Source organism: Streptomyces sp. NBC_00287 (assembly GCF_036173105.1).
GTDB lineage: Bacteria > Actinomycetota > Actinomycetes > Streptomycetales > Streptomycetaceae > Streptomyces.
In genome coordinates this window covers 1496566-1522999 of the sequence record NZ_CP108053.1, presented here as the reverse complement: position 1 = coordinate 1522999, position 26434 = coordinate 1496566, and the positions used below count along the sequence as shown (strand labels likewise).

At 72.6% G+C, this 26434-nt stretch carries 23 protein-coding genes and 1 riboswitch; of the genes, 12 read left to right on the top strand and 11 right to left on the bottom strand.

Annotated features, from left to right (window positions below; translation table 11 throughout):
- The first annotated feature begins 49 nt into the window (after positions 1-49).
- Positions 50-409 (top strand): ArsR/SmtB family transcription factor, encoded by a 360-nt coding sequence (locus OHT76_RS06870; protein WP_328869855.1) that lies wholly within the window; start codon positions 50-52, stop codon positions 407-409.
- Here OHT76_RS06870 and OHT76_RS06865 read toward each other — a convergent pair.
- Genes OHT76_RS06865 through OHT76_RS06855 form a run of 3 tightly spaced genes read right to left on the bottom strand, consistent with a single transcriptional unit; the run spans position 406 to position 3002 of the window.
- Complete coding sequence (locus OHT76_RS06865) at positions 406-1623, bottom strand: 4-hydroxybenzoate 3-monooxygenase (RefSeq protein WP_328869854.1); 1218 nt, start codon at positions 1621-1623, stop codon at positions 406-408. The two genes, OHT76_RS06870 and OHT76_RS06865, sit on opposite strands and share 4 nt — an antisense overlap.
- Before the next feature lie 7 nt (positions 1624-1630).
- Positions 1631-2548, bottom strand: coding sequence for a formylglycine-generating enzyme family protein (locus OHT76_RS06860; RefSeq protein WP_443049731.1), 918 nt, complete (start codon positions 2546-2548; stop codon positions 1631-1633).
- Between the two features lie 46 nt (positions 2549-2594).
- Positions 2595-3002, bottom strand: a complete 408-nt coding sequence (locus OHT76_RS06855) for a CoA-binding protein (RefSeq protein WP_328869853.1) — start codon at positions 3000-3002, stop codon at positions 2595-2597.
- Positions 3003-3095: 93 nt separating this feature from the next.
- Positions 3096-3255, top strand: a riboswitch (cobalamin riboswitch).
- Positions 3256-3339: 84 nt separating this feature from the next.
- Here OHT76_RS06855 and OHT76_RS06850 point away from each other — a divergent pair.
- The 8 genes from OHT76_RS06850 to OHT76_RS06815 all read left to right on the top strand — a co-directional run bounded on the left by OHT76_RS06850 (position 3340) and on the right by OHT76_RS06815 (position 12427).
- Positions 3340-4359, top strand: coding sequence for an ABC transporter substrate-binding protein (locus tag OHT76_RS06850; RefSeq protein WP_328869852.1), 1020 nt, complete (start codon positions 3340-3342; stop codon positions 4357-4359).
- Positions 4356-5372 (top strand): FecCD family ABC transporter permease, encoded by a 1017-nt coding sequence (locus OHT76_RS06845; RefSeq protein WP_328869851.1) that lies wholly within the window; start codon positions 4356-4358, stop codon positions 5370-5372. Before OHT76_RS06850 ends, OHT76_RS06845 begins: the two co-directional genes overlap by 4 nt.
- Positions 5369-6139 carry an ABC transporter ATP-binding protein gene (locus OHT76_RS06840; protein WP_328869850.1) on the top strand — a complete coding sequence of 257 codons (771 nt, stop codon included), beginning with the start codon at positions 5369-5371 and terminating at the stop codon, positions 6137-6139. The genes OHT76_RS06845 and OHT76_RS06840 overlap by 4 nt, the downstream gene beginning before the upstream one ends.
- A 120-nt stretch (positions 6140-6259) precedes the next feature.
- Positions 6260-6985, top strand: coding sequence for a hypothetical protein (locus OHT76_RS06835; protein WP_328869849.1), 726 nt, complete (start codon positions 6260-6262; stop codon positions 6983-6985).
- Positions 6982-7524 (top strand): SixA phosphatase family protein, encoded by a 543-nt coding sequence (locus tag OHT76_RS06830; RefSeq protein WP_328869848.1) that lies wholly within the window; start codon positions 6982-6984, stop codon positions 7522-7524. Before OHT76_RS06835 ends, OHT76_RS06830 begins: the two co-directional genes overlap by 4 nt.
- 24 nt (positions 7525-7548) lie before the next feature.
- Complete coding sequence (locus tag OHT76_RS06825; RefSeq protein WP_328869847.1) at positions 7549-8175, top strand: YigZ family protein; 627 nt, start codon at positions 7549-7551, stop codon at positions 8173-8175.
- A 98-nt stretch (positions 8176-8273) separates the two neighbouring features.
- Positions 8274-9437, top strand: coding sequence for an exonuclease SbcCD subunit D (locus tag OHT76_RS06820; protein WP_328869846.1), 1164 nt, complete (start codon positions 8274-8276; stop codon positions 9435-9437).
- Entirely contained in the window at positions 9434-12427 is a 2994-nt protein-coding gene (locus OHT76_RS06815; RefSeq protein ID WP_328869845.1) for an SMC family ATPase, read from the top strand. Before OHT76_RS06820 ends, OHT76_RS06815 begins: the two co-directional genes overlap by 4 nt.
- Here the strand turns inward: OHT76_RS06815 and OHT76_RS06810 are convergent.
- Positions 12421-12867, bottom strand: a complete 447-nt coding sequence (locus tag OHT76_RS06810; RefSeq protein ID WP_328869844.1) for an Lrp/AsnC family transcriptional regulator — start codon at positions 12865-12867, stop codon at positions 12421-12423. The two genes, OHT76_RS06815 and OHT76_RS06810, sit on opposite strands and share 7 nt — an antisense overlap.
- A gap of 104 nt (positions 12868-12971) precedes the next feature.
- Here OHT76_RS06810 and OHT76_RS06805 point away from each other — a divergent pair, with 104 nt between their 5' ends.
- A complete protein-coding gene (locus OHT76_RS06805; protein WP_443049729.1) occupies positions 12972-13472 on the top strand; it encodes a rhodanese-like domain-containing protein in 501 nt (166 codons plus the stop codon).
- A 68-nt stretch (positions 13473-13540) separates the two neighbouring features.
- Complete coding sequence (locus OHT76_RS06800; RefSeq protein ID WP_328869843.1) at positions 13541-14044, top strand: immunity 21 family protein; 504 nt, start codon at positions 13541-13543, stop codon at positions 14042-14044.
- 94 nt (positions 14045-14138) lie between these two features.
- Here the strand turns inward: OHT76_RS06800 and OHT76_RS06795 are convergent, their stop codons facing one another.
- Both OHT76_RS06795 and OHT76_RS06790 read right to left on the bottom strand, forming a co-directional pair.
- Positions 14139-15827, bottom strand: a complete 1689-nt coding sequence (locus OHT76_RS06795; protein WP_328869842.1) for a DUF885 domain-containing protein — start codon at positions 15825-15827, stop codon at positions 14139-14141.
- Between the two features lie 32 nt (positions 15828-15859).
- Entirely contained in the window at positions 15860-16351 is a 492-nt protein-coding gene (locus OHT76_RS06790) for an Lrp/AsnC family transcriptional regulator (RefSeq protein ID WP_315887615.1), read from the bottom strand.
- Positions 16352-16411: 60 nt separating this feature from the next.
- Here OHT76_RS06790 and OHT76_RS06785 point away from each other — a divergent pair, with 60 nt between their 5' ends.
- Positions 16412-17635 carry a trans-sulfuration enzyme family protein gene (locus OHT76_RS06785; protein ID WP_328869841.1) on the top strand — a complete coding sequence of 408 codons (1224 nt, stop codon included), beginning with the start codon at positions 16412-16414 and terminating at the stop codon, positions 17633-17635.
- Here OHT76_RS06785 and OHT76_RS06780 read toward each other — a convergent pair.
- The 5 genes from OHT76_RS06780 to pdxR form a co-directional block, all read right to left on the bottom strand.
- The gene (locus OHT76_RS06780) at positions 17632-19047 is read right to left on the bottom strand and encodes a GNAT family N-acetyltransferase (protein ID WP_328869840.1); all 1416 of its coding nucleotides are present in this window, start codon (positions 19045-19047) and stop codon (positions 17632-17634) included. The genes OHT76_RS06785 and OHT76_RS06780 overlap by 4 nt on opposite strands.
- A gap of 186 nt (positions 19048-19233) precedes the next feature.
- Positions 19234-21858: a DUF7824 domain-containing protein gene (locus OHT76_RS06775; RefSeq protein WP_328869839.1), complete on the bottom strand. Its 2625-nt coding sequence runs from the start codon at positions 21856-21858 to the stop codon at positions 19234-19236.
- On the bottom strand, positions 21855-23273 hold the full coding sequence (locus OHT76_RS06770; RefSeq protein WP_328869838.1) for an SWIM zinc finger family protein: 1419 nt from the start codon (positions 23271-23273) through the stop codon (positions 21855-21857). Before OHT76_RS06770 ends, OHT76_RS06775 begins: the two co-directional genes overlap by 4 nt.
- Positions 23274-23393: 120 nt before the next feature.
- Positions 23394-24527 (bottom strand): alkaline phosphatase D family protein, encoded by a 1134-nt coding sequence (locus OHT76_RS06765; RefSeq protein WP_328869837.1) that lies wholly within the window; start codon positions 24525-24527, stop codon positions 23394-23396.
- A 152-nt stretch (positions 24528-24679) separates the two neighbouring features.
- Positions 24680-26050, bottom strand: coding sequence for a MocR-like pyridoxine biosynthesis transcription factor PdxR (pdxR, locus tag OHT76_RS06760; protein ID WP_328876466.1), 1371 nt, complete (start codon positions 26048-26050; stop codon positions 24680-24682).
- Between the last annotated feature and the right edge of the window lie 384 nt (positions 26051-26434).

The following is a 26434-nucleotide window of genomic DNA, read 5'->3' as shown; positions in this document are numbered from 1 at the left end:
TCCGGTGGCGGTGGTGGACTTGCTGGGTCCACGACGCCATTATGTGCGTATGAGCGCACGCATGCACCTATCACCTGCACATGATGCGCATCCGCGCACCCCCGGCGAGGAACAGTTCGCCCTCGCCGCCGAACTCCTCGCCCTGCTCGGCGACCGCACCCGGCTGACGCTGCTGCACGCGCTGACCAGCGGAGAGGCTGACGTCAGCACGCTCACGGAGGCGTGCGGGGCGGCCCGGCCCGCCGTCAGCCAGCATCTGGCGCGGCTGCGCCTCGCCGGACTGGTGAACACACGCAAAGAAGGCCGCCGGGTGATCTACTCCCTGCGCGACGGCCATCTGCGGCGGCTGGTGGACGAGGCGCTGAAGGTGGCGGACCACCGGCTCAGCGACCGGCCGCTGCACGACTAGTAGTCGGCGTTCTTGCCCAAGTACTGCTCCGCGAAGGCGAGTCCCGCGGTCGGGGAGCCGAACAGGCGGCGCAGGCGGGCGAGGGTGGTGCCCGCTCGGTGCGGGTTGCCCGAGGAGGTGCCGTGGTACACCTCCGACAGCCACTGGGAGAACTCCTGGTAGTCCCAGACCCGGCCGAGGCAGGCCGCCGAGTAGCCGTCGAGGCCGGTTCGGTCGCCCTTGGTGAGGTGGGCGATGAACGCGTCGCCGAGCAGGAAGGCGTCGTGCAGGGCGAGGTTCATGCCCTTGGCCGCGATCGGCGCGGTGAGATGGGCGGCGTCCCCGGCCAGGAAGAGCCGGCCGAACGCCATGGGCTCCACGACGTAACTGTGCATGTCCAGCACGCGCTTCTCGATCAGCCGCCCCTCGGTCAGCGGGGGAGCGCCGGCCGCTCCGAGTCGTTCTTGCAGCTCGCGCCAGACTCGCTCGTGGGACCAGTTTTCCGGGTCGTCGCCCGGTGGGCACTCCAGGTAGTAGCGCGTGACCTCGGGGCTGCGGGCCATGTGCCCGGCGAAGCCGCGCGGATGCACGCCGAACACCACACAGTCGTTGGACGGTGGCGCCTCCGCGAGCAGCGCCAGCCAGCCGATGCCGTAGTCGTACCGCGAGACATGAGCGCGCCCTGGCGGTACCGCGGTGCGTGACACTCCGCGGGCGCCGTCACAGCCCGCGATGAAGTCGCAGTGCACTGTGTGCCGTTGACCCGATTCGGGGTGGGTGTACGACACCGACGGCCGGTCCGAGTCCAGGTCGTGCAGTTCTACGTCCCGTACGCCGAAGCGGATGACGCCGCCCCGTACGTCCGCGTACTCCGCGACCAGGTCCGTCACCAGCAACGGCTGTGGATAGACGAAGTGGTGATGCCCCGTCAGTTCCGCGTACTCGAACCGGTAGCGCTGCCCGGCGAAGCGGAACTCGCACTCGTTGTGCACCTGGCCGCGCGCCAGCAAGTTCTCCGCGAGACCGCGCTGTTCGAGCCCGCGTACAGCCCACTCCTCCAGGACGCCGGCCCTCGGCCGCTGCTCGATGAACTCACGGCTCTCGATCTCCAGGACCAGACAGTCGACGGAGGCTGCCCGCAGGATGTTGCCGATAGTGAGCCCGGCGGGTCCGGCACCGATGATGACGACCGGAAAGCGTTCTGGAGCAGTGGAGTTGGGGGTGGTGGAGGTCACCCGAGCATTATGTGGCGCTCAGCGCGCAGCGGAACCCCGCATGGCCGCTGGAGCTGTCCGGCGTGTTGGCGCTGCGGGCGGCCACGCGGTAGCGGTTGCAGTAGGACGCGTGGCACAGGTAGGAGCCGCCGCGGATCACCTTGGCGCCGTCCTGCTCGGTGGACCACCAGTCCGCGCACCACTCCCAGACATTGCCCGAGGTGTTGTAGAGCCCGAAGCCATTGGGCTTGAAGGCGTCCACGGGCGAGGTGCCCCGGTAGCCGTCGGCGGCGGTGTTCTTGGTGGGGAAGGTGCCGCGCCAGATGTTGCAGCGGTACTCGCCGTCCGGATCGAGTTCGTCGCCCCAGGGATAGCGCCGCTGCTCCAGGCCGCCGCGGGCCGCGTACTCCCACTCCGCCTCGGTCGGCAGCCGCTTGCCCGCCCAGGCCGCGTAGGCGGTGGCGTCGTACCAGGACACATGGACCACCGGATGGTTCCCGCGCCCGGCGAGATCGCTGCCCGGACCCTCCGGCCGGTCCCAGGCCGCGCCCTCGACCGCGCACCACCAGGGCGTCCGCTCGGGCCGCGGGGCGCCACGGCGCAGGGCGGCGGGCAGAAACCCGGCGAAGACGTACGACCAGTCCAGGCGCTCGGCGTCGGTGATGTGGCCGGTGTCGGCGACGAAGGCCGCGAAGTCGTCGTTGGTCACCGCGCAGGCGTCGATGCGGAACGCGTTGACGCGCACCGCCCTTACCGGGCCCTCGGCGTCGTCCGGGAAGCCCTCGGCGTCCTCGGTGCCCATGAGGAACTCGCCACCGGGGAGCAGGACCATGCCGTCGGTGGCGACGGGGCCGGTGGCGACGGGGGTCGCCTCGACCGTCGGCTTGTCCGCACCGGCTTTGGACGACGGCATGCAGCAGGGGGCGGGCGACCGGGGCTCGTACATGGGCCTTTTCTCGTGGACGTGCGGTGCGTGCGACACCCTATGTGCTTCAGCGCAGCAGGGGGATCTCGATGGCCGGGCACCGGTCCATGACCATGTCCAGCCCCGCCGCCCGGGTCCGGTCGTACGCGGCCTCGTCGATCACATCGAGCTGGAACCACACGGCCTTCGCGCCCTTGGCGACCGCTTCGTCGGCCACGGGCCCCGCGAGCTCGCTGTTGACGAAGACATCGACGACGTCCACATCGAAGGGGATGTCCGCGAGCGAGGCGTACCCCTGCTCGCCGTGCACCGTCTCCGCCTTGGGGTGCACGGGCACCACGCGCTTGCCGTAGCGCTGGAGGACCTGGGCGACGCCGTACGCCGCGCGCCGCCGGTTCGACGACAGGCCGACCACGGCCCAGGTGTCGCCGAGTTCGGTGAGGATCTTGCGGATCGTCGCTTCGTCGCCGTACACCGGGGCCTCCTCGACCTCATGACATGCCTGTTCTCCCGACAACGGCCAAGGGCGCGTGGAGATTCCCGGATGGGCGCGTGGTAGCTTGCCGAGGCCAGTCGAACCCATGCTCTTGGGTCAGGGAATCCGGTGCGAATCCGGAGCTGACGCGCAGCGGTGAGGGTGACGGGCGGGGCCTCGGCCACTGGACGGCGTACGAGCCGTCTGGGAAGGCGCCCCGACCGGACGACCCCGAGTCCGAAGACCTGCTGGCGGCCCCCGCGGTCGGCTGACGGCGGGGGAGCACCGTACGACCGGGCTCCGCGTTCGAGCCCTCGACGACTGAGGAACCGCACCCGTGCCCATCGCACGTCTCGCCCGCCCCGCTGCCCTGCTCACGGCCACCGGCCTGCTGCTGACCGGCTGCGCGGACCAGGCTTCCACGACCGACGCCAAGGCCGCCGTGACCCTCGACAACTGCGGACACACCGTCCGCGTCGAGCAACCACCCACGCACGCCGTCTCCCTCAACCAGGGCACCACCGAGATCCTGCTCTCCCTCGGCCTCGCCGACCGCATGGCGGGGACGGCCACCTGGACCGACCCCGTGATGAAGGGGCTGAAGAAGGCGAACGCCGAGGTCCCGCGCATAGCCGAGAACAACCCCTCCTACGAGCGGGTCCTGGAGGCCGACCCCGACTTCGTCGCCGCCTCCTTCGTCTCCACCCTCGGCAAGGGCGGAGTCGCCACCCGTGAACAGTTCGAGAAGCTCGGCGTGCAGACCTATGTCTCCCCGTCCGACAGCGCGGGCAAGGACAACTCCGGGGACGGCGACGGGGCGCGGACCACTCCGCTGACCATGGACGACATCTACGGCGAAGTACGGGATCTGGCCGCCGTGTTCGGGGTGAAGCAGCGGGGCGAGGAGCTCGTCGCCTCCCTCAAGGAGCGGATGGCGAAGGCCACTTCGGGCATCGACGCCTCGGACGTCACCCTTCTGTACTGGTTCGCCAACGCCGAGTCGCCGTACATGGCGGGCTGTTGCGGCGCCCCCGGCGTCATGACCCGGGCCCTCGGCGCCAAGAACGTCTTCGACGACACGCACGACGAGTGGCCCCAGATCAACTGGGAGACCGTCGCCGACCGCAACCCCGACGTGCTCGTCATCGGCGACCTGACCCGCAAGTCGCAGACCGCCGAATCCGCCGCCAAGAAGATCGCCTTCCTGGAGTCCGACCCGGTCACCAAGAACATGGACGCCGTCAAGCACAAGCGGTACGTCCTGCTCAGCGGCCAGGCGATGAACCCGACGATCCGCACGGTGGAGGGCGTGGAACAAGTCGCCGCCGCACTGCGTGAGTTCGGGCTCGCGGGGTGAGTGTCCGGCGCACCCTCCTGTTCGGCGCCGCCGGAGTTGTCCTGCTGTGCTGCTCCCTCGCCGTCGCGATCACCATCGGGCCCGCCGACATCCGGGTCGCCGACGTCTGGTCCACCGTCCTTGCCCATCTCGGCCTCGGCAGCTCGGAGTTGACGCCGATCCGGGACGGCATCGTCTGGCAGCTCCGGCTGCCGCGCACGCTTCTCGCGGCGGTGTGCGGGGCCGGGCTCGCCGTGTGCGGGGCGGTGATGCAGTCGCTGCTGCGCAATCCGCTCGCCGATCCGTTCGTCCTCGGCGTCTCCTCGGGCGCCTCGACCGGAGCGGTCGTCGTGGTCGTCCTCGGCGTCGGGGGCGGCGCGATCTCCGTCCCCGCGGGCGCGTTCGTGGGCGCGCTGGTCTCCTTCGCGCTGGTGCTGCTGCTCAGCCACACCCTGGGCGGCACCACCGACCGGGTCGTGCTGGCCGGGGTCGCCGCCATGCAGCTCTTCTCCGCGCTCACCTCCTTCGTGGTGATGACCGCGGCCGACGCGGAGACCACGCGCGGGGTGCTGTTCTGGCTCCTCGGCTCGCTCGGCGGCGCGGGCTGGACCGATGTGTGGGTGTGTTTCTCGGTACTGGCCGTGGCGCTCACGGTCTGTCTGTCGTACGCCCGCACCCTCGACGCCTTCGCCTTCGGACAGGACGCCGCGGCCGCCCTCGGGGTGTCGGTCGCCCGCACCCGTCTGGTGCTGCTGTGCGTCACCGCCCTGCTCACGGCCGCGCTGGTCAGCTCGGCGGGTGCCATCGGGTTCGTCGGCCTGGTCCTGCCGCACGCCGCCCGCGCCCTCGTCGGCCCCGGCCACACTCGGCTGCTGCCGCTCGCCGCGCTGGCCGGCGCGGTGTTCCTGGTGTGGGTCGACACCCTGGCCCGTACCGTTCTCGACCCCCAGGAGGTGCCCGTGGGCGTCGTGACCTCGCTGATCGGAGTGCCCGCCTTCGTGGCGGTGCTGTATCGGACGCGGAGGGTGCGATGAGCCTGCGCGCGGACCGTGTGAGCCGCCGGGCCGACGGGCGGCTGATCCTGGACGGCGTCACCCTCGTGCCCGAACCCGGCACTACCGTCGGCCTCCTCGGCCCCAACGGCTCCGGCAAGTCCACCCTGCTGCGGCTGCTCGCCGGGCTGCTCGGCCCCACGGCCGGAGTCGTCACCCTCGATGGCGAACCGCTGGCCGCACGGCCCCGCCGGGAGATCGCCCGGCGTCTCGCCGTCGTCGAGCAACAGGTCGACACCCAGGTCGAGTTGACGGTCCTGGACGTCGTGCGACTGGGGCGCGTCCCCCATCGCCGCGCCTGGACGCCCGCCTCGGCACAGGACGAGAGGGCCGTGCGCGCCGCCCTGGACCGCACCGGCCTCACCGACCGCGCGGAGCAGCCCTGGCACACCCTGTCCGGCGGTGAGCGCCAGCGGGTGCAGATCGCTCGCGCGCTCGCCCAGGAACCCCGCGAGCTGCTCCTCGACGAACCCACCAACCACCTCGACATCCACCACCAGCTCGACCTGCTCACCCTCGTGACCAGCCTCCCGGTCACCACCGTGGTCGCCCTGCACGACCTCAACCTCGCCGCGATGTACTGCGACCGGATCGTCGTCCTACGCGCGGGGCGAGTGGTGGCGGGCGGTGTTCCTGGTGATGTGCTGACCGAGGAGCTGATCGCCGAGGTGTACGGGGTGCGGGCCTCGGTGAGCCGGGAGGGGGACGGGCGCAGGGCCCATGTGCGGTTTCTCGGGACGGTGGGATGAGGGATGAGGGCTGAGGGATGAGCGCTGAGGGCTGTGTGGAATCGGCATCTCGGGGCCGACCGCTGTCCGGAAACCGCGCCGTGTGCTGCGCCCGGGCGCGCGCCCGCCTAGGCTCGGGGAGTGCTGCGCATCATCGACGCCCGAACGGGCGTCCCCGTCGACGCCGTGCTCGCCCGGCGTGGTCTGACTCGCGTCGAGGCCCATGCGCCGGGCTTCGACACCGGCGCTCTGCGCGTGCTCCTCGTCACCGATCTCCTCGTGCGCGCCCTGGAACTCGGCGGCACCCCGGTCTGGGCCGTGCTCCACGGCGAACGGGACCAGCCCGAGCTGCGGGCCGGTGCCGCGGCCCTCGGAATCCGGCCCCTGGAGGACAGCCGAGAGGTCGGCCATGGGCTCGGTGAGAAACAGGTCATCCATGTCGTGCCGGAGGACGGCCCGACCCCGGACGGCGTCCGTGTCGCGGTTGCGCCCGTCCACGCCGTGTCGCCCGCGCCGCTCGCGGGCGCCGACCCCGTCGCCCTCCGCCTCGCCCTGCTCACCCCGCCCCGGGACCGGCCGGTACGGCTCGACACGGCCGCCCTGAACGAGGCCCACGACACCCTCGTACGCTGGCGGCAGGCGGTCGCCGCCTGGGCGCGGCACCCCTCGCGGCCCATCCCCGACGATGTGCGCACGGAACTGCGCGGGGCCTGGGAGGACGACCTGGACGTGCCCGGCGTACTGCGGCTGCTGGCCCGGGTCGAGACCGAACCGGAGCTGCCGGACGGCGCCCGCTTCGAGACCTTTGCCTACGCCGATCGGCTGCTCGGCCTCGACCTCACCCGCGACCTGGGATCCCCGGCATGATCGCGCGCGCCGGGACCGGCCCGCTGCGCCGCCTGATCGTGCTGCGGCACGCCAAGTCGGCCTGGCCCGAAGGGGTCGCCGACCACCGCCGCCCCCTCGCCCCGCGTGGCCTGCGGGACGCCCCCGCCGCCGGACGCGCGCTGGCCGAGGCCGACCTGCTGCCCGACCTCGCCCTGTGCTCGACCGCCGTACGCGCCCGCCGGACCTGGGAACTGGCCTCCGCCGAATGGGGCACTCCACCGCCGGTGCGCTACGACCCGCAGCTGTACGCGGCCGAGGTCCCGGAGCTGCTCGCCACCGTGCACGCGACGCCCGCCGAGGTGGAGACGCTGCTGCTGATCGGGCACAACCCCGGCCTGGAGGAGCTGGTGGTCGAGCTGGCCGGGGACAGCCTCGACGACGCGCTGGAGCAGGTCCGGGTGAAGTTCCCCACCTCCGCCGTCGCGGTCCTGGCCTGGCGCGGCACCGCCTGGAGCGCGCTCGCTCCCGGCACCGCGCTGCTGACCTGGTTCACCGTGCCCCGGGGAAAGAAGCGCTGACGGCCCCTGACATAGGCTGGCCGGATGCAGGACGAGTACCGCACAGTGGCCCACGCGGGCGTGCACGAGACCGAGGTCAACCGCTCCCGCTTCCTGTGCGCCCTCGCCCCGGCGGCCACCGAGCAGGAGGCCCAGGACTTCCTCGCGGCCGTCCGCAAGGAGCACGCGGACGCCACCCACAATTGCTACGCCTACGTCATCGGCGCCGACGCCGGCATCCAGAAGGCGAGCGACGACGGCGAACCGGGCGGCACCGCCGGCGTCCCCATGCTCCAGATGCTGCTGCGCCGCGACATGCGGTACGTCGTCGCCGTCGTCACCCGCTACTACGGCGGCGTCAAGCTCGGCGCGGGCGGCCTCATCCGGGCCTACGGCGGCGCTGTCGGTGAGGCCCTGGACAGCCTGGGCACGATCACCCGCCGCCGCTTCCGCCTCGCCACCGTGACCGTCGACCACCAGCGGGCCGGCAAGATCCAGAACGATCTGCGCGCCACCGGACGCGAAGTACGGGACGTGCGCTACGGCGAGGCCGTCACCATCGAGATCGGCCTGCCGGACGCCGACGTGGACGCCTTCCGGGGCTGGCTCGCCGACGCCACGGCCGGAACCGCCGGTTTTGAACTGGGCGGCGAGGCATACGGCGACGCATGACGAACCGGTCATAACGGGCAAGCTCCGGTGGGGACATGACGGTCGATACGGGAGTAACCGCCCGTGATGTCAGACCCGGCCGTTAGTCTTCGGGGATCATGAGGCTCCTGCACACTTCCGACTGGCACCTGGGCCGGGCGTTCCACCGCGTGAACATGCTCGGCGCCCAGGCCGAGTTCATCGGCCGGCTCGTCACCACCGTGCGCGAGCGCGAGGTGGACGCGGTGGTCGTGTCCGGAGACGTGTACGACCGCGCGGTGCCGCCGCTCGCCGCCGTGGAGCTGTTCGACGACGCCCTGCACCGGCTCGCCGACCTCGGTGTGCCCACGGTGATGATCTCCGGCAACCACGACTCGGCCCGCCGACTGGGCGTGGGCGCGGGCCTCATCGACCGGGCGGGCATCCACCTGCGGACCGAGCCCGCGGTCTGCGGTACTCCGGTGGTCCTGGCCGATGCCTTCGGCGACGTGGCCTTCTACGGTCTGCCGTATCTCGAACCCGCCCTGGTGAAGGACGAGTTCGGGGTGGAGAAGGCGGGCCACGAGGCCGTCCTCGCCGCCGCCATGGAGCGTGTCCGCGCCGATCTCGCCGCACGCGCGCGGGGCACCCGTTCCGTCGTCCTGGCGCACGCCTTCGTCACCGGCGGCGAGGCCAGCGACAGCGAGCGGGACATCACCGTCGGCGGGGTGGCCGCGGTGCCGGCCGGCGTCTTCGAAGGCGTCGACTACACGGCGCTCGGGCATCTGCACGGCTGCCAGACCATCACCGACCGTGTGCGCTACTCCGGCTCCCCGCTGGCGTACTCCTTCTCGGAGGCCGATCACAGGAAGAGCATGTGGCTGGTCGACCTGGACGCCGAGGGTGCGGTGACTGCCGAGCGGATCGACTGCCCCGCCCCGCGCGCGCTGGCCCGGATCCGGGGGCCGCTGGAGGAGCTGCTCGCCGATCCCGCCCTCGCCCGGCACGAGGACGCGTGGGTCGAGGCCACCCTCACCGACGCGGTCCGCCCGGCCGACCCCATGGCCCGGCTCACCGAGCGCTTCCCGCACACCCTCAGCCTCGTCTTCGACCCCGACCGGGCCCCGGACGACCCGGACGTGTCCTACGCCAGGCGGCTGGCGGGACGCAGCGACCAGCAGATCGCCGAGGACTTCGTCGCCCATGTGCGCGGCGCCGGACCGGACGAGGACGAGCAGGGCGTGTTGCGGGACGCCTTCGACGGGGTGCGGGCGGACGCGGTGGTGCGGGAGGTGGCGCGGTGAGGCTGCACCGACTCGATGTCACGGCCTTCGGGCCCTTCGGCGGTTTCCAGAGTGTCGACTTCGATGATCTGTCCGCGGCCGGACTGTTCCTGCTGCACGGTCCAACCGGCGCCGGTAAGACCTCCGTCCTGGACGCCGTCTGCTACGCCCTGTACGGCTCGGTGCCCGGAGCCCGGCAGAGCGGTCAGGGGCTGACCCTGCGCAGCGACCACGCCGCGCCGGGCACTCGGACGACGGTCACCCTCGAACTGACCGTCGCGGGACGCCGGTTGGAGATCACCCGGCAGCCGCCCTGGGAGCGCCCCAAGAAGGGCAACCGGTCGGGGACGACTGTCGATAAAGCGCAGAGCTGGCTGCGCGAGCACGACGCGACAACCGGCGCCTGGAAGGACCTCAGCCGCTCCCACCAGGAGATCGGCGAGGAGATCACGCAGCTGCTCGGCATGAGCCGCGAACAGTTCTGCCAGGTCGTCCTGTTGCCCCAGGGCGACTTCGCCCGCTTTCTGCGTGCCGACGCCGAAGCGCGCGGCCGACTGCTCGGCCGGCTCTTCGACACGCACCGCTTCGCCGAGGTGGAGAAGCGCCTCGCGGAGCGTCGGCGGGCGGCCGAGGCGGAGGTGCGCGAGGGCGACGCCGCGCTGCTGGCCGACGCGCACCGTATGCAGCAGGCGGCGGGCGGCGCCATGGAGCTGCCCGAGCTGACGCCGGGCGAACCGGGGCTCGCCGAGACCGTGCTGAGCGCCGCCGCCGTGGCCCGGAGCACCGCGCGCGAGGAGCTGACCGTCGCCCACTGCCGCCTCGCCGCGGCCGAGTCCGCCCAGGCCGCGGCGGAGCGAGCGCTGACCGACGTACGCGAAACCGCCCGGTTGCAGCGGAGGTTCGCCGAGGCGGGGGAGCGGGCGCGGGTACTTCAGGAGCGGGCCGGCGGTCACCGCGAGGCACAGGCGCGGATGGAGCGGGCCCGCAAGGCCGAGGCGGTGGCGCCCGCCCTGGAGCTGCGGGACGCCGCCGACGCGGAACACCGACGGGCTGCCGCCGCTCGGGCACGCGCGTGTGGCCTGCTGCCGGGCACCTTCGCCGACGCCGGTGCCGCAGGGCTCGCGGCCGCCGCACGCCGGGCCGCCGAGGAGCTGGGCGGGCTGGAGTCGGCCCGGCGGGCCGAGCTGCGGCTGGGTGAACTGGCCGAAGAGCGCAGGGGGTTGGACCGCCAGGAGCGGGCCGACGAAGACGTCCTCCAGGAGGCCGAGTCCTGGCTCGCCGGGTGGGACGCGACCCGCGCGGGACTGCAGACGCGGATCGACACAGCCCAGGAGGCCGCCACCCGCGCCGAACAGCTCGCCGTCCAGCGGGACCCCGCGGCCAAGCGGCTCAAGGCGGCCCGGATGCGCGACCAGTTGGCCGGGGACACCGACACCGCCGCCGACCGGGCCCGCCGCGCGCAGGAGGAAACGCTGACCGCCAAGGCGCACTGGCTGGAGGTGAAGGAGCGCCGTCTGAACGGCATCGCGGCCGAACTCGCGGCCCAGCTCACCGACGGCGCACCCTGCGCCGTCTGCGGCGCCACCGAACACCCCGAGCCCGCCCGCAAGGACGCCGGACACGTCGACCGCGAGGCCGAGGAGCAGGCCCTTGCTGCCTACCAGGCCGCGGAGGAACGCCAGGCCGAGCGGGAGCGGCACCTCGGCGTCGTCCGCGAGGCGCTGGCCGCCGCCACCGCCGAGGCCGGTGACACCCCCACCGGAAAACTGGCCGACGAGGTCGCGGAGTTGGAGCGGCTCTTCACCGAGGCCCGCCGGGACGCCTCCGCGCTGCACCCCGCGCACGAGGAACTGCGCCGCGCCGAACAGGAACACGAGCGGCGCACCACGGCCCGGCAGCAGGCGGAGGTGAGAACCGCCGCACGGGTCGGCCACCGAGAGCGGTTGGACCGTGAACGGGCCGCTCTGCAAGTGGAGTTGGCGGAGGCGCGCGGCGCCCTGGACAGTGTGGCCGCCCGCTCGGCCCAGCTGGAACGCCAGGTCGCGCTGCTCACCGACGCCGCCGACAGCGCTCGCGCCGCCGAGGACAGCGCCCAGCGGCTCAAGGACGCCGACGCGCGCCTCGCGGACGCCGCGTTCCGGGCCGGCTTCGACACCCCGCAGGCCGCCGCCGACGCCCTGCTCGACGACACGGCCCACCGCGAACTCCAACGGCGCCTGGACGCCTGGCAGTCCGAGGAAGCCGCCGTGCGCGCCGTGCTCGCCGAGGCCGACACCGCGGCCGCCGCTCAGCGGGCGCCCGTCGATGTCGCCGCGGCGGAAGCGGCCGCCGCGGAGTCGGGCCGACGGCTGCGCGAGGCCGCCTCCGCACGGGACGCCGCCGCCCGGCGCTGCACCGAACTCGACCGCCTCTCCGCCCGGTCGGTGGCGGGCGTACGGCGGCTCGCTCCGCTGCGCGCCCAGTACGACCGGGTGGCCCGCCTGGCCGGGCTCACCGCGGGCACCTCGGCGGACAACGAGCGCAAGATGCGCCTGGAGTCCTATGTCCTCGCCGCGCGCCTGGAGCAGGTGGCCGCCGCCGCAACCGTACGGCTGCGGCGTATGTCGTCGGGCCGCTATACCCTCGTCCACTCCGACGACCGCGCCGGACGCGGCCGCAGCGGGCTCGGGCTGCATGTCGTCGACGCCTGGACCGGGCGCGAGAGAGACACCGCGACGCTCTCCGGCGGCGAGACCTTCTTCGCCTCGCTGGCGCTCGCCCTCGGCCTCGCGGACGTCGTCACCGACGAGGCCGGCGGGGTCCGTCTGGACACCCTCTTCATCGACGAGGGCTTCGGCAGCCTCGACGACCAGACCCTCGACGAGGTCCTCGACGTCCTCGACTCCCTGCGGGAACGCGACCGCAGCGTCGGCATCGTCAGCCATGTCGCCGATCTGCGGCGGCGCATCCACGCCCAGCTGGAGGTCGTGAAGGGAAGATCCGGGTCGACGCTGCGGCAGCGCGGTCACTGACCGAGCGGGCGGCGGGGGAGCGGGGAGGAGTAGACGACGCTGGTCGTGACCGAGCCCAGCGTCCCGATCTTTCCGGACACCTCCTCCAGGTGCCGCATGGAGCGCGCGGCGACCTTGATCACAAAGCAGTCGTCGCCGGTGACATGGTGGGCCTCCAGGATCTCCGGCGTCGCCGCGACCAGGTCGTGGAACGGCTTGTAGTTGCCGGTCGGGTAGCGCAGCCGTACGAACGCCAGGATCGGCAGGCCCAGCCGCTCCGGGGCCACGACGGCGGAGTAGCCCTGGATGACACCGGCCTCCTCCAGCCGGCGCACCCGCTCGGTGACCGCGCTCGCGGACATCGACACGGCCCGCGCCAGCTCGGCGAAGCTGGCCCGGCCCTCGCGCTGGAGGACATCGAGGATGCGCCAGTCGGTGGCGTCCGGTGAATACGTGGTCATGGCGAGAGCTAACAGGGGAATCCCCGGCCGATCAAGAGGAGTGCCGGGGATCACCTCTTCAGGTAGTTGATCTTCAGGATTAGATTTTTGGCCATAAGGAGCCCATGCAGAAAGGCCAGACCATGAGCAGCATCGCCACCGCCGTCCACCCCGTCCTGGGCGTGGCCCCGGCAGCCCCGGCCGAGGCCGCCGCCTACTTCCGCGCGAGCCTCGCCTTCCACGCCGACGTGTCCGACGTGGCCGCCGCGCTTGCCGCTGACGGCGACCCCGGCTTCGTGGTCGTGGACTCCCGGTCCACCGCATCCTGGGACCAGGGCCACGTCCCCGGCGCGATCCACCTGCCGACCGCGCTCATTCCCGAGCAGGCCGAGCAGCTCCTCGACAAGTCCGTGCCCGTCGTGACGTACTGCTGGGGCCCCGCCTGCAACGGCGCCACCCGTGCCGCCCTCGCCCTCGCCGAACTCGGCTTCCAGGTCAAGGAGATGCTCGGCGGCTTCGAGTACTGGGCCCGCGAGGGCCTCGCGTACGAGACCTGGGAGGGCGCCGCCCGTCGCGCCGGCGATGCGCTGGTCACGCCGGTGGACAGCGAGGACTGCGGCTGCTGACAGCGCCTACGAATAGGTGCCGGGGACACCGAACTTGTGCGTCGGCTGTGCGTGTAGGTTTCTGCGCCATGGTGCGACACAGGGTGCAGTGGGTGGAGTCGGGCGGCGGGCCGCTCATAGCGGTGCCGGAGACGGTGCTGCCGTTCTGGGCGGGCGCCGACGGCGACGAGACCGCCTCCGACTACGACCGGGCCTGCGAGCTGGACGGCCCCGTCGGCCTGCTCCCCGTCGGGGACAGCGCCGCCCTGGTCCTCGGTGACGAGCCCGCCTCCACCGCCTATCTGCCGGACCACGGCACCTTCGTACGCTGGTGCGCCGCCGACTCCGAGGCCGACCTCCTCTCCGGCGTACCGGCCGCCCTCGCCACCGCGGAGTGGGGCGAGGAGATGCGCTGGAAGGTGCCGGGTCCGGTGCTGCTCTTCGACTCCGCCTGGCCGGGCACCGAGACCGGCCAGGCCGACCCCTTGCGCGTCGCCCTGGCCCCGGGCCCGTACGCGGTCCGCGCGGCCTGGTCCCGGCCCGGCCCGGAGACCTGGCTCGGGCTGGTCCAACTCCGGCGACTGGCCGAGTAGTACAGCGTCGGTGCATGCCGGACGACCCGGTCCGCCTCAGACGAGGCGGACCGGGCCATTGGTCAGGTGATCGGCTGCCGCCGCTCAACAAGGGTCAGAGCTGGGCGAGTTCGTCGACCAGGTCGTCCAGGCCCAGCGAGCCCTGCGAGAGCGCTGCCATGTGCCAGGCCTTGAGATCGAAGGCGTCGCCCCGGCGCTCGCGCGCCTTCTCGCGGCCCAGCAGCCAGGCCCGCTCGCCCAGCTTGTAGCCGATCGCCTGGCCCGGAATCGTCAGATAGCGGGTCAGCTCGCTCTTGACGAACTCCGCCGGGCGGCTGCTGTGCGCCCCGAAGAACTCCTCGGCCAGCTCCGGCGTCCAGCGCTCACCCGGGTGGAAGGGCGAGTCCGCCGGGATCTCCAGCTCCAGGTGCATACCGATGTCGACGATGACCCGGGTCGCGCGCATCATCTGCGCGTCCAGATAGCCGAGCCGCTCCTCCGCGTCCGCGAGGAAGCCGAGTTCGTCCATGAGCCGCTCCGCGTACAGCGCCCAGCCCTCGCAGTTGGCGCTGACCTGGCCGATGGTGGCCTGGTAGCGGGAGAGGCTGTCCTTGACGTGCACCCACTGTGCGAGCTGGAGGTGATGGCCCGGGACTCCCTCGTGGTACCAGGTCGACACCAGGTCGTACACCGGGAAGCGGGTCGACCCCATCGTCGGCAGCCAGGTGCGGCCCGGACGGGAGAAGTCCTCGGTCGGGGCGGTGTAGTAGGGGGCCGCGGCGCCGCCGGGCGGGGCGATGCAGGACTCCACCCTCCGCACCCGTTCGGCGAGTTCGAAGTGTGTGCCGTCCAGCTCTTCGATCGCCCGGTCCATCAGGCCCTGGAGCCAGGTCTGCACCTCGTCGACGCCCTCGATGTGCCGGCCATGGTCGTCGAGGTGCGCGAGCGCCACCCACGGCGTCTCGGCGCCGGGGAGGATCTTCTCCGCCTCCCGCTTCATCTCGCCGAGGAGACGGTGGAACTCGGACCAGCCGTACGCGTACGCCTCGTCCAGGTCGAGGTCGGTGCCGTTGAAGTAGCGCGAGAGCCGGGCGTAGCGCTCCCGGCCCACGGTGTTCGGGGCGCCCTCGACGGCAGGCGCGTACACGTCCCGCATCCAGTCCCGCAGCTCCACCACGGCCCCGGTCGCCGCGCGGGCGGCCTTGTCCAGCTCACCGCGCATTGCCTCGGGGCCCGCCGCGGCGAAGTCCTCGAACCAGCCCCGGCCCTCACCGGTGTCCGCCCACTCGGTGAGCTGATCCAGGAAGGTGGTGGTCGGGCGGGGTGCCGCGTACAGCTTGCGCTCCAGACCCAGCGCGAGGGACTCGCGGTAGCCGGCCAGTGCGGCCGGCACGGCGCGCAGCCGCTCGGCGAGGGCGGCCCAGTCCTCCTCGGTGTCGGCCGGGGTGATGGCGAAGATCTCCCGCACGGAGTGCGCGGGGGTAGCCAGGTTGCCGACCGCGCGCAGGCCCTCGTCGGCCTCGTGCACGGCGAGTTCGGCGGTCAGCCGCTCGCGCAGCAGGCGTGCGCACCGGCGCTCGATGTCACTGTCCGCGCCGGGCTGCCGCTCGGCCGCGTCGAGCCGCACCAGCGTCGCCCGGGCCAGCTCCGCCAGCGCTTCCTGGCCCGCGGGCGAAAGGTCGGGCAGTCTGCTCGAACTCTCCTTCACGCCGAGATAGGTACCGGTCACGGGATCGAGGGCGATGAGGTCGTCGACATAGGCGTCGGCGACCTCGCGGGGCAGCGGGCTCTTGGTCTCTGACATGCGGTCCATCCTCGTACGACGCCCGCCGCGCGTCAGCCGGATTGAGCCGAGGGCGAAGGCGGTAGCAGCGGGCCGCAGTCCCACTGCTGGAAGATCAACCGGGTCTCCACGCGCGCCACTTCCCGCTGCGAGGTGAACTCGTCCAGAACCAGCCGCTGGAGATCGGCCATGTCCGCCACCGCGACATGGACCAGATAGTCGTCGGGACCGGTCAGATGGAAGACCGTCCGCGACTCCGGCAGGGCCCGGATCCGGTCCACGAACGGCCCCACCAACTCCCGCCGGTGCGGTCTGACCTGCACGGAGAGCAGCGCCTCGAGCCCACGCCCCAGCTTCGCCGGGTCCAGCCGCAATTGATGGCCGAGAATCACCCCGGCCCGCCGCAGCCGGGTCACCCGGTCAAGGCAGGTCGACGGTGCGACTCCGACCTGCGCGGCGAGGTCCCGGTACGTCGTCCGGGCGTCGTTCTGCAACAGCCGCAACAGGTGAAGATCCACCGGATCCAGTACGACAGATTCGGCCACTGGCCGAACGTAGCACGGTGTTCGATTCCTGTGACCCGGTCGGCGTTCACTCTTCCGCCCATGGAGACCCCTGTGCGCTCAAGAGCGCTGGCCACCGAAGCCGTGCACGCCGGCCGCGACGACCTCGCCGGTCTGGGCCTGCACGCCCCGCCGATCGACCTGTCCACGACCTACCCCTCCTACGACAGTCGCGGTGAGGCCGCCCGGATCGACGCGTTCGCCGAAACCGGCGCGGAGCCGGACGGCCCGCCCGTCTACGGCCGCCTCGGCAATCCGACCGTCGCCCGCTTCGAAACCGCGCTGGCCCGTCTCGAGGGCACCGAGTCGGCGGTGGCGTTCGCGAGCGGCATGGCAGCGCTGAGCGCGGTGCTGCTGGTACGGGCCTCGATGGGCCTGCGCCATGTCGTCGCCGTGCGCCCCCTGTACGGCTGCAGCGACCACCTCCTGACCGCCGGACTGCTCGGTTCGGAGGTGACCTGGACGGACCCGGCCGGCATCGCGGACGCGCTGCGCCCCGACACCGGTCTGGTGATGGTGGAGTCCCCCGCCAACCCGACTCTCGCCGAGGTCGACCTGCGCGCCGTCGCCCACGCCTGCGGCTCGGTCCCGCTGCTCGCGGACAACACCTTCGCCACCCCGGTGCTCCAGCGCCCCGCCGAGCAGGGCGCGCGCCTGGTGCTGCACAGCGCGACGAAGTACCTCGGCGGCCACGGCGATGTGATGGCGGGCGTGGTGGCCTGCGACGAGGAGTTGGCCGGAGGACTGCGTCAGATACGGTTCGCCACCGGCGGCGTCCTGCACCCGCTCGCCGGCTACCTCCTGCTGCGCGGCCTGTCGACCCTCCCGGTACGGGTCCGCGCGGCCTCTGCGACCGCCGCCGAACTGGCCCACCGCCTCGCCGCCGACCCGCGCGTGACCCGGGTCCACTACCCGAGCATCGGCGGAGCGATGGTCGCCTTCGAGGTGGCTGGAGACCCCCACGAGGTCATCGCAGGGGTCCGCCTGATCACCCCGGCGGTGAGCCTGGGCAGCGTGGACACCTTGATCCAGCACCCGGCGTCCATCAGCCACCGCATCGTGAACGCGGACGACCGACGGGACGCCGGGGTGAGCGAGAGCTTGCTGCGCATGTCGGTAGGCCTGGAGGACGTAGAGGATCTGTGGGCAGATCTGAACAACGCCCTCGGCGGGATCCCACCCAGGGGCGCGGGGCTGCATCGATATGCGGCTCCGCCGCGGGGCGCGGCCGGCCACAACGAACCCGCTGTGGCCGGCCGGCATTAGCCCCTACGGCGCGTCGCCTCTTCCAGACCCACCGGCACCTGCGAGGCGAGCCTGGCCGTGATGACCAGCGTGCCTTCCTCGATCTGATAATCGAGCGGCAACCCAAGCCCCCGCATCGCGGCCACCATCCCGGTGTTGGACGACTGAGTCACCGCATACACACTCTCGCACCCGGCCTCAACAGCCATCCCCACCAACCTGCGGAGCAACTCCGCACCGACCCCGCGCCGCTGCCACGCATCCTCGACGATCAGCGCCACTTCCGTCTCGTCCCCGTCCCACAGGAGGTGACCGAGCCCCACGATGCGCCCGGACGCGGACTGCACGGCGAGCGTCCGCCCGAAGCGAGGGCTGAGCAGGTGGTTCAGATACCGGTCCGCATCCCCCACGGGCCCGTGATACCGCATGCTCAACGTCCGCGAAGAGCACCGCTCATGCATGGCCTTGGCGGCATCGACATCACTGACGTCGGCCCGCCGTACGGTGATGTCGTTGCCCTCCGGCAGCGTGAGCACGTCCTCATTGCTCGGCACGCGCGGGCCGAGCCGGGCGTCCAGCTCAACCAGGGCCCGCGCCCGCGCGAACTCGGTGGGTGTGAACGGCAGATACGGCCGCTCCACGGTGATCACTCCGCCTTCCGGTGCCCGCAACCGCATCACGGTGTCCTCCAGAACGCCCTCCACGGGAACGCCCTCCGGCGCCCGTCCGGCGATCGGCGCGCCGGGCAGCTGGCGGATCGTGCAGCGGCCCAGCAACTGCCGGAGTGCGAGCGGCAGTTCCGCCGCGTCGAGGGCGGTGCGGGTGGCGAGGCCCAGCACCCGGGTCGGTGCGTCCACGAGGTCATGGGCGTCGGCGCGCTCGATCCAGGTGCTGGTGCCGCCCGCTTGGGCGACGGCCCTGGTGATCTCGGCGACGGCCAGTTCGCCCGGGGCGCGCAGCAGGAACTCGTCCACTGTGCCGTTGCCCAGCGGATGGGTCTGCAGGCTCAGGATGTCGACGCGCCGCTCGGCGAGGGCCGTGCACAGCGCGGCCAGCGATCCCGGCTCGTCCTGCACGGTCGTCCGCATCCGCCACAGCGTGCTGTCGCCGGGGGTGGCCCCGGCCGGCTGCGACGATGCGTCCGACGGCCCGGCCTGCCGCTCAGCGGCGGGCCGGGCACCGATATCGTCTGTCGGCGGTGCGTGACCGTGGCGGCGTGACCACCATGTGTGGAACGCGGCCGTGGCGATCAGCAGTACTGCTGACACCAGCAGCAGCTCCGGTCCGTCCGGGCCGTGCCCGACCAGATTGGCCACGGCGTCGGCCACCGCGACCGCGGTGAAGAGCGCGGCGAGTTCGATGACGTCCCGCCGCCAGTGGTGGACGGGACGCCCGTGCTTCGCACGCGTCACATCAGACATGTCTCGACTCATGCAGCCACTGTGAAGGAACGGTGTTGCGTGATCACGAACGCTTTGTGACCGGGCGGTAAAGATCGCTTCTGCACCTTTTGTCGTTTCTTTAACGGTTGCGTTGCTGGCGCCGGACGACCGTGTGTCCTGCCTGGTCGACCGTCCGCGTCACCCCGGGGTGTAGGACGTACGGCGTACGGGACTACGTCAGGCGGCCACCTCCGCGACCAGCGTGCTGCGGAGCCGACGGGCCTGGGCCACCAGCCGGGAGGAGCCACGCCGCTCCGCTATCTGCGCCAGGTGCGGCACCTCGCCCCGCGCACCGGACCGCTCGGCGCAGTCCGCCGCCACGGCCACCAGATCCCCGAGCCCACGGGGCGGGGTGGGCGGCCGGTCGCCGGTGAGGTCCCCGAGCAGAGCGGGCAGGGTGTGCCGGAGCATCTCCCAGATCGTGGCGTTCGCCCCGGTGGCCGCCGCGGTCCGTACGGACTCCACGAGCCGCGCCGGCTTTACCGCCCCGCTGCCCACCAGCTCCCCGAGGTCCGTGCCCAGCCGCTCCGCGTCGAGCTGTTCACGCGCCGCCAGCACCAACAGGGCGTCCACGGCGGCGAGCCGGTCCTCCTCGTGCCGGGCGCCGAGCGCGTACGCCAGGCCCAGGTGGAGGGCCGGACCCGCCGCTCCGTCCGACTCGGCGAGCCGGGGGAGGATCTCGGCGGCTCCCCGGGTGTCGTCCACGGCCAGCGAGGAGAAGTCCCGCAGCAGCCGCACCGCCACCAGTTCGCGCCGCTCGGGCAGCAACGCCGTCCAGTGCGGGCGCAGGTCGGCGTCCCAGTGGTAGCAGCGCCACCGGTCGCTGTACACGGACACCGGCCTGCCCAAGGGGTGGAAGTCCGGCGGGAAATCCTGCTGCAGCTCTTCGAGTTCGCCGTACGCCAGCAGGACCCAGGGGCCCGCGGTGCGCCGTCTGACGGGTGGCAGCGCCGGGGTGTCAGCGGTGAGCCAATGTGCGAGCCGGGTGCCCTCGGATGTGCCCAGCGCCGCCGCACGCTCCGCGGCCGCCTCGGCCGCCGCACGGTCCTGGCGCCGGACCCGCAGCAGCGCTTGCGCGAAGTCGGTGGGCGCGACCCGGACGCCCAGGTCGCGGTAGGCGTCGAGCCGGGTGACCAGCTCGTCCGGTTCGAGGATGCCGGTGTTCCAGGTGGGTGTGGACAGGAGGAAGGGCGGCGGATCGGCGTGGATGCGGTGCGCGATCTCCCAGATGCGGGAGTTGAAGGCCCGGCCGAGGGGGCTGTGCACGCAGCCCGCCACGGACAGCGGGTCCTGGAGCGGCGTGTGGAAGCCCTCGGGAGGTGTCTTCCTCAGCAGGGCCGCGAGGATGAGCTCCAGATGGCGCAGGCCGAAGAAGTCGCTCGGATACACGGTGTCGGCGGTGAACCAGCGCAGTCGGCTCGCTACGGGTTCGAGCGCCTCCCGCAGGGCGTCCGGATCCTGGTGGGCGTGGCGGACCAGGCCGTCGAGGGTGCGCTCGAAGGCGGCCACATCGCTACCGGACCCCGCCAGCAACGCCCCTACCTCTTCGGCGAGTTCGGCCACCGACTCCGGAGCGGGCGACAGTCGAACCGGCACCGGAGCGGGTGGCAACGCCTCCTCGTACACCTCCGCCGTCACGTGGATCACGCCCAGGGCCTCGGCGACACGGGCACGCAGGACGGGACTGGACTGTTCGGCACCGGCGGCGAGTACGTCCTGGACCCCCGGGTCGCCGATCTTCGGCGCATACCGCTCCACCAGCTTGACCGCACGCTCCTGCACTTCGGAGTCCGTGTGGCCGAGGGCCTGTGCCAGGCAGGGCAGCAGCTCGTCGACACCGGCCGCGTCCTGGGCGAGCACCTTGCCCAGCAGGACGAGCTGGGTCCGCAGCAGCTTCTTCTCGGTGCGGAACAGCACCGCCTCCGACATCTCGGCCAGCCTGCGGGGCGGGAGTTCGCCGTCCAGGGCCAGCCCGGCCAGCACCGACTGGGCGTGCGCGGCGACCGGAGAGGCGGCGTCCGCGGCGAGCGCCGTCCAGTCGGCCACCCGCTCCCGCTCCTCCTCCCGGGTCGGGGCCAGCGCCTGCAACAGCTGGAGGAACACCCGGACATCGGACGCCCGGCCGCCCCGCAGAAGGCGGGCCACGCAGCCGTCCACCATCGACTTCCGGTCCAAGGTGCCTTCCTCGGTGAGACGGGCGAGAGAGGTGGGCCAGCTGTTGCGCCCCTCGCCCGCCACCCAGCCGAACACCGAGCCGATGTCGTCGATCTCGAATAGAGCGGCCACCAGCTCGGCCAGCTGCGGCTCCTGACGGAGTCGGTCGACAAGGGAGCCCGAGCGTGCCCAGGTGCTGCCGATGTGCATCAGCCAGCCCTGGACATAGGCGTCCGTCGTGGGCACCGGACAGGCGGACAGCCGTACCAGGCCGGTCATCAGCTCGAACGGCACGCGCGCGCTGACCGGCCGCTGGGCGAGCCGATGCGTCACATCGGCGATCCAGGCGAGATCCCGGTCGGCGAGGGTGTCGATCAGCCGGCCCGGCGACGCGGGCGCCCAGGTGAAGTCGGTGGCCGCCAGCCAGTTCGCCACGGCCGCCGCACCGGTCTGGCAGGCCGCGCCGGCCAGATGCAGGGCGGGCAGAACCTGGCGCCCCTGCTCGCTCCAGCGGTCCGCTCGTAGCTCCTTGCGCAGCGCCTTCAACTCGGGGAAGCACGCCCGGCGTTCGGCGTCCGTCATCCCGTCCAGCAGGCTCGCCACCTCGGCGATCCGTCCCGCCCGTACCGCGTCCATCAGCGAACTCATCGCACACCCCCGTCGACTCGTGCTGTTGCCGTTGCCGTTTCCTGTTCCGCCGCGGCGCCGCGCCGCACCATCCGTACCGCCAAGGCGTGCTTGCAGGGCCCGCGCCCGCCCCGGTACTTCGCCCACCACAGACACGTGCAGGTGAGCGCCCCCGACTCGTCCCGCACGCGGTGCACATGGCCGTCCTCCGCGGTCACCGTGCCGAGCGCGCCGTCCACGGCTACGGCGCCGGCCGCCACCAGAGCCTGGGCGGAGCGCAGTCTGGGGTTGTGCCGCTCCACGCGCGCGGAGTCGTACGGCAGCTCCCGATGGAAGTAGGCCGCCTCCGCGGTGTCATAGCCGACCCGGCCCGAGGTGCCGAGGCGGACCAGGGCCGCGCGCACGCGCTCGGGGGTGAGGCCCGAGGCGGCGGCGAGGTCGGTGACGTCGATGCGCGGCTCCCAGGCGAGGAGCACCGAGATCAGCTCCGCGTCTTCGGCGGCCTCGTCGGTGGCGAGCGCCTCGAGGACCCCGCCCTCGCCGGAGAAGCCGCGGGAGGCGTCGGGCGACAGAGTCAGGGTGAGCCGCATGCCCGGCAGCACCATCTCCCAGGCACTGGCGGTCGCCGCCGCGCCCGGGCCGACTGCGGGGCCGTACACCCTCAGGGTGGTGGCGTGCCGTAGCACTCGCTGGAGCGCGATCAGCCGCTCCGGGCCGGGCAGACAGATCGCGCCGGGCACCGCGCGGGTGGTCGGGCGCAGGGCGCGGCCCGCCGGGACCAGCCAGCGCGGACCTCCCGCGGCGCCCCGCGCTCCGGCCTTCGGCAGTGCGCGCAGGAACCGGACCGCCTCGGCGGCGGGGAGTTCGGCGCGCAGGTCGAAGCCGGCCGCGATCACCTGGGACTCCGCGAAGCCGCGCAGCCAGCGGTCGGGGAGCGGGACCTTCTTCTCGACCACCGGGCCGTCGAGGGTGGTCACCGTCAGATCGTCGGGCCCCACGCGCAGGTGCAGCGGATCATCCGTGCCGATCCTCGAAAGCGCCTCGCGCAGCGGGTTGTTGACGTCGACGTTCGTCGTGCCGTGGCCGACCTCGTCGCCGTCGAGGCCCGCCGTCAGCACGTCCAGACGGGCGTACACCCCGCCGCAGCCGGAGAAGGACTCGAAGCGCAGCCGGTCGCCGTTGCCGGTCACCACCGGGTCCAGTGAGGCGCGCAGCTGCCGCTGGTAGTACCGCGCGGCCGCCACGTCGGCCACCGCCAGCAGCCCGGCGGATGCTGCCTGAGGTGCCGTCAGGAACCCGGCGAAGAAACGGGGATGGTCGGCGGTGCCCGTGGGCGTCGCACCCCGTGAGGTCTCCAGTCCCAGGCGCCGGCCGTCCGCGGTGGAGTCCAGCGCGGAGGGTCGGCGATAGGCCACTGCCTGCAGTGATCGCGTCATGGAAAAACCGTAGACGCGACCACTGACAATCGGCTCCGACCTGCGAAAACGCACTCGGTGAGGCGGAGTTGAAGGTGTCGCGCGCCGGGGGATGACGCCGGAGCGCGACACCTGTGAAGGTTACTGGCCGACCCGCCCCGGCTGCAGCACCTGCGTGAACAGCACGGTGCCGTCCTGCTCGCGCAGCCGTACCGTCAGCTCGCCGCTGTCGCCGTCGATGTCGACCTCTCCGAAGAACTGGTAGCCCTCGGCGGGGGAGACGTTGGCGACGGTCGGCGCCTTGAGGAACACCCGCTCCGGGCCGAAGGTGTTGTCGAGCGCGTTGGCCGGGAAGCCGCCGGCGTTCAGCGGACCCGAGACGAACTCCCAGAACGGCTCGAAGTCGGTGAACGCGGCCCGTGAGGGCTGGTAGTGCTGGGCCGAGGTGTAGTGGACGTCGGCGGTCAGCCACACCGTGCCGGTGATCCGCCGGTGCTTGATGAACCGCAGCAGCTCGGCGATCTGGAGCTCACGGCCGAGCGGGGCGCCCGGGTCGCCCTGCGCGACCGCCTCGAGGTTCGGCTTGCCGTCTCCGGCGTCCGGCACGACCAGGCCGATCGGCATGTCGGAGGCGATGACCTTCCACACCGCCCGCGAACGGGACAGCTCGCGCTTGAGCCACTCCAGCTGCTCCCGGCCGAGGATGCCCACCGGGTCGGTGGTCTGGTTGTCCGGGGAGTTGGCGTTGCGGTAGGTGCGCATGTCCAGCACGAACACGTCCAGCAGCGGGCCGTAGTGCTGCGTCCGGTAGACGCGGCCGTCGGGGCGGCGCAGCGTGGAGATCGGGTAGTACTCCGAGAACGCCTGCCGGGCGCGGGAGGCGAGCACGTCGACGTTCTTCTCCGTGTAGCGGGAGTCGCCGAGGATCTCGCCCGGGTACCAGTTGTTGGTGACCTCGTGGTCGTCCCACTGGATGATGGAGGGGACCTGGGCGTTGAAGGCGCGCAGGTTCTGACCGTGCCATCTGCGCGGGTTGCGGAAGGACTCGGTGGCGGACGTCTCGACGATCATCCGGGCGGGCCGGTCGGAGCGCACCCACACCAGACCCGAGTCGGTCGTCACGTCTCCCGTCTGTACGCCCCAGCCCGCCTTGGGCCGCCCGGACAGGGCGAACGCGGGCGCCGCGCCGAGCGCGGTGGGCAGGGTCAGGGCCGCGGAGGCGGCGAGCGAGCCGCGCAGAACACTGCGGCGGCCGGGGAACGGACGGTGTGACATGGGTGGGCCTCCAGGACGGGATCCGGCCAGTGTGCAGTGCCACAACTACTGGTGCGCCGCAGCGCACACGGAAACCACAAGTGAACAACCGACCGACGGGGCAAGGGAACCGATGCCCTCGGAGCCGCGGGCAGCCCCGGATCCCGGACCCGTCACACCGCCTCGGCCATGAGCCGTACGCCCTCACGGATCCGGGTCGGCGACAGATGCGCGTATCCCAGCACCAGCCGTACGTCGTCGTGCTCCACACGCGCGTGCGTGCAGTCCGCGAGCAGGCGCACCGCCACCCCGGCCGCGGCCGTGCCCGCCCGGAAGTCCTCCTCGGGCCCGAACCGTTTCGGCAGTACGGCGATCGCATGGAGTCCGGCGGCGATGCCCGAAACCCGGGAGCCCGGGAAGTACTCCTCCAGCGCGGCGACCAGGGCGTCGCGCCGCTCCCGGTACGCGCGCTGGCAGCGGCGCAACTGCCGGTCGTAGTCCCCGTGCTCCACGAACCGGGCGAACAGCGCCTGGTCGAGGGTGGGATGGCCGAGATCCATCGTCCGTTTGCGCTCGACGACCTCGTCGGCCAGTGCCTCCGGGACGAGCAGCCAGCCGAGGCGCAGCCCCGGCGCGAGTGACTTGCTGACCGAGCCGGCGTAGGCCACGCGCTCCGGGTCCAGGCCCTGGAGCGCGCCCACGGGAGCGCGGTCGTAGCGGAAGTCGCCGTCGTAGTCGTCCTCCAGGACGAATCCGTCCACGGACCGTGCCCAGTCCAGGAGTTCGGCGCGACGTCGCGCGGAGTACGCGATGCCGGTCGGGTACTGGTGGGCCGGGGTCGTCACGACGGCCCGTACGTCCGAGGTCCGCAGCGGGTCGAGGGCGAGGCCCTCGTCGTCCAGGGGGAGCGGCACCGTGGAGACGCCCGCGGCGGCGTAGAGCGCGTTGTGCTGAGGACTGCCGGGGTCCTCGACGCCGACCGTGCGCATCCCGCGCGCGTGCAGCGCGAAACCGAGCAGTGTCGTCGCCTGCGCCACCCCGGAGACGACCACGATCCGCTCCGGGTCGGCGACCACGCCCCGGCGGCGGGCCAGCAGTTCGGCCAGCGCCGTACGGAGTCGGGGCAGGCCGCGCGGGTCGGGGTAGCCAAGGTCCTGGTGCGGGAGCTCGGCCAGTACGCCGCGCTGTGCCGCGGCCCAGGCGGCCCGCGGGAACAGCGACAGATCCGGCGTCCCGGGCACGAAGTCGGCGCGGGCGCCCGGGGAGCGCGGCGCGAGGTCACGCGCGCGTGGCCGGGACGACCGTACGGCACCGCCCACCCAGGTGCCGGCACCCCGGCCACTGCGCAGATAGCCCTCCGCCGTGAGCTGCTCGTACGCCTCGGTGATCAGCCCGCGCGACACACCGAGGTCGGCGGCGAGGTCCCGGCTCGACGGCAGTCGCGTCCCCGGAACGAGCCGCCCGGCCCGCACCGCCTCCCGCAACGCGGCCTGCAAGGCCCGCCCACGCGCACGTGCCGGCGCGGAGGCGGCCGGCAACAACAGCTCCCACGCAACCGAACCACCGCCCGAGCCGCCGCCCTCCGGCTCCGCGCCTGGCGAGCCCGAGCCCGCTGTCGCCGCGTCCGGCGAGTCCGCGCCTGCGAGCCGCGCGTTTCCCGAGCCCCCGCTTGCCAGCGTCGCGCCGAGCGAGCCCGCGCCTTCGAGCTCCGCGTTTCCCGAGCCTCCGCTTGCCAGCCTCGCATCGAGCGAGCCCGCGCCTTCGAGCCGCGCGTTTCCCGAGCCTCCGCTTGCCAGCCTCGCGCCGAGCGAGTCCCCGCCTGTTGACCCCGCGTCGAGCGAGTCCGCGCCTGCGAGCCGCGCGTTTCCCGAACCCGCGCCTGTTGGCCCCGCGTCGAGTGAACCCGCGCCCGCCGGCCCCGCGCCCGC

What these genes read in the sequence shown, in the direction of transcription:
- OHT76_RS06870 (WP_328869855.1), top strand. Translation starts at nt 50, where the DNA reads ATGAGCGCACGCATGCACCTATCACCTGCACATGATGCGCATCCGCGC.
- OHT76_RS06860 (WP_443049731.1), bottom strand. Translation starts at nt 2,548, where the DNA reads ATGTACGAGCCCCGGTCGCCCGCCCCCTGCTGCATGCCGTCGTCCAAA.
- OHT76_RS06840 (WP_328869850.1), top strand. Translation starts at nt 5,369, where the DNA reads ATGAGCCTGCGCGCGGACCGTGTGAGCCGCCGGGCCGACGGGCGGCTG.
- OHT76_RS06830 (WP_328869848.1), top strand. Translation starts at nt 6,982, where the DNA reads ATGATCGCGCGCGCCGGGACCGGCCCGCTGCGCCGCCTGATCGTGCTG.
- OHT76_RS06825 (WP_328869847.1), top strand. Translation starts at nt 7,549, where the DNA reads ATGCAGGACGAGTACCGCACAGTGGCCCACGCGGGCGTGCACGAGACC.
- OHT76_RS06820 (WP_328869846.1), top strand. Translation starts at nt 8,274, where the DNA reads ATGAGGCTCCTGCACACTTCCGACTGGCACCTGGGCCGGGCGTTCCAC.
- OHT76_RS06810 (WP_328869844.1), bottom strand. Translation starts at nt 12,867, where the DNA reads ATGACCACGTATTCACCGGACGCCACCGACTGGCGCATCCTCGATGTC.
- OHT76_RS06805 (WP_443049729.1), top strand. Translation starts at nt 12,972, where the DNA reads ATGCAGAAAGGCCAGACCATGAGCAGCATCGCCACCGCCGTCCACCCC.
- OHT76_RS06800 (WP_328869843.1), top strand. Translation starts at nt 13,541, where the DNA reads ATGGTGCGACACAGGGTGCAGTGGGTGGAGTCGGGCGGCGGGCCGCTC.
- OHT76_RS06795 (WP_328869842.1), bottom strand. Translation starts at nt 15,827, where the DNA reads ATGTCAGAGACCAAGAGCCCGCTGCCCCGCGAGGTCGCCGACGCCTAT.
- OHT76_RS06785 (WP_328869841.1), top strand. Translation starts at nt 16,412, where the DNA reads ATGGAGACCCCTGTGCGCTCAAGAGCGCTGGCCACCGAAGCCGTGCAC.
- OHT76_RS06780 (WP_328869840.1), bottom strand. Translation starts at nt 19,047, where the DNA reads ATGAGTCGAGACATGTCTGATGTGACGCGTGCGAAGCACGGGCGTCCC.
- OHT76_RS06775 (WP_328869839.1), bottom strand. Translation starts at nt 21,858, where the DNA reads ATGAGTTCGCTGATGGACGCGGTACGGGCGGGACGGATCGCCGAGGTG.
- OHT76_RS06770 (WP_328869838.1), bottom strand. Translation starts at nt 23,273, where the DNA reads ATGACGCGATCACTGCAGGCAGTGGCCTATCGCCGACCCTCCGCGCTG.
- OHT76_RS06765 (WP_328869837.1), bottom strand. Translation starts at nt 24,527, where the DNA reads ATGTCACACCGTCCGTTCCCCGGCCGCCGCAGTGTTCTGCGCGGCTCG.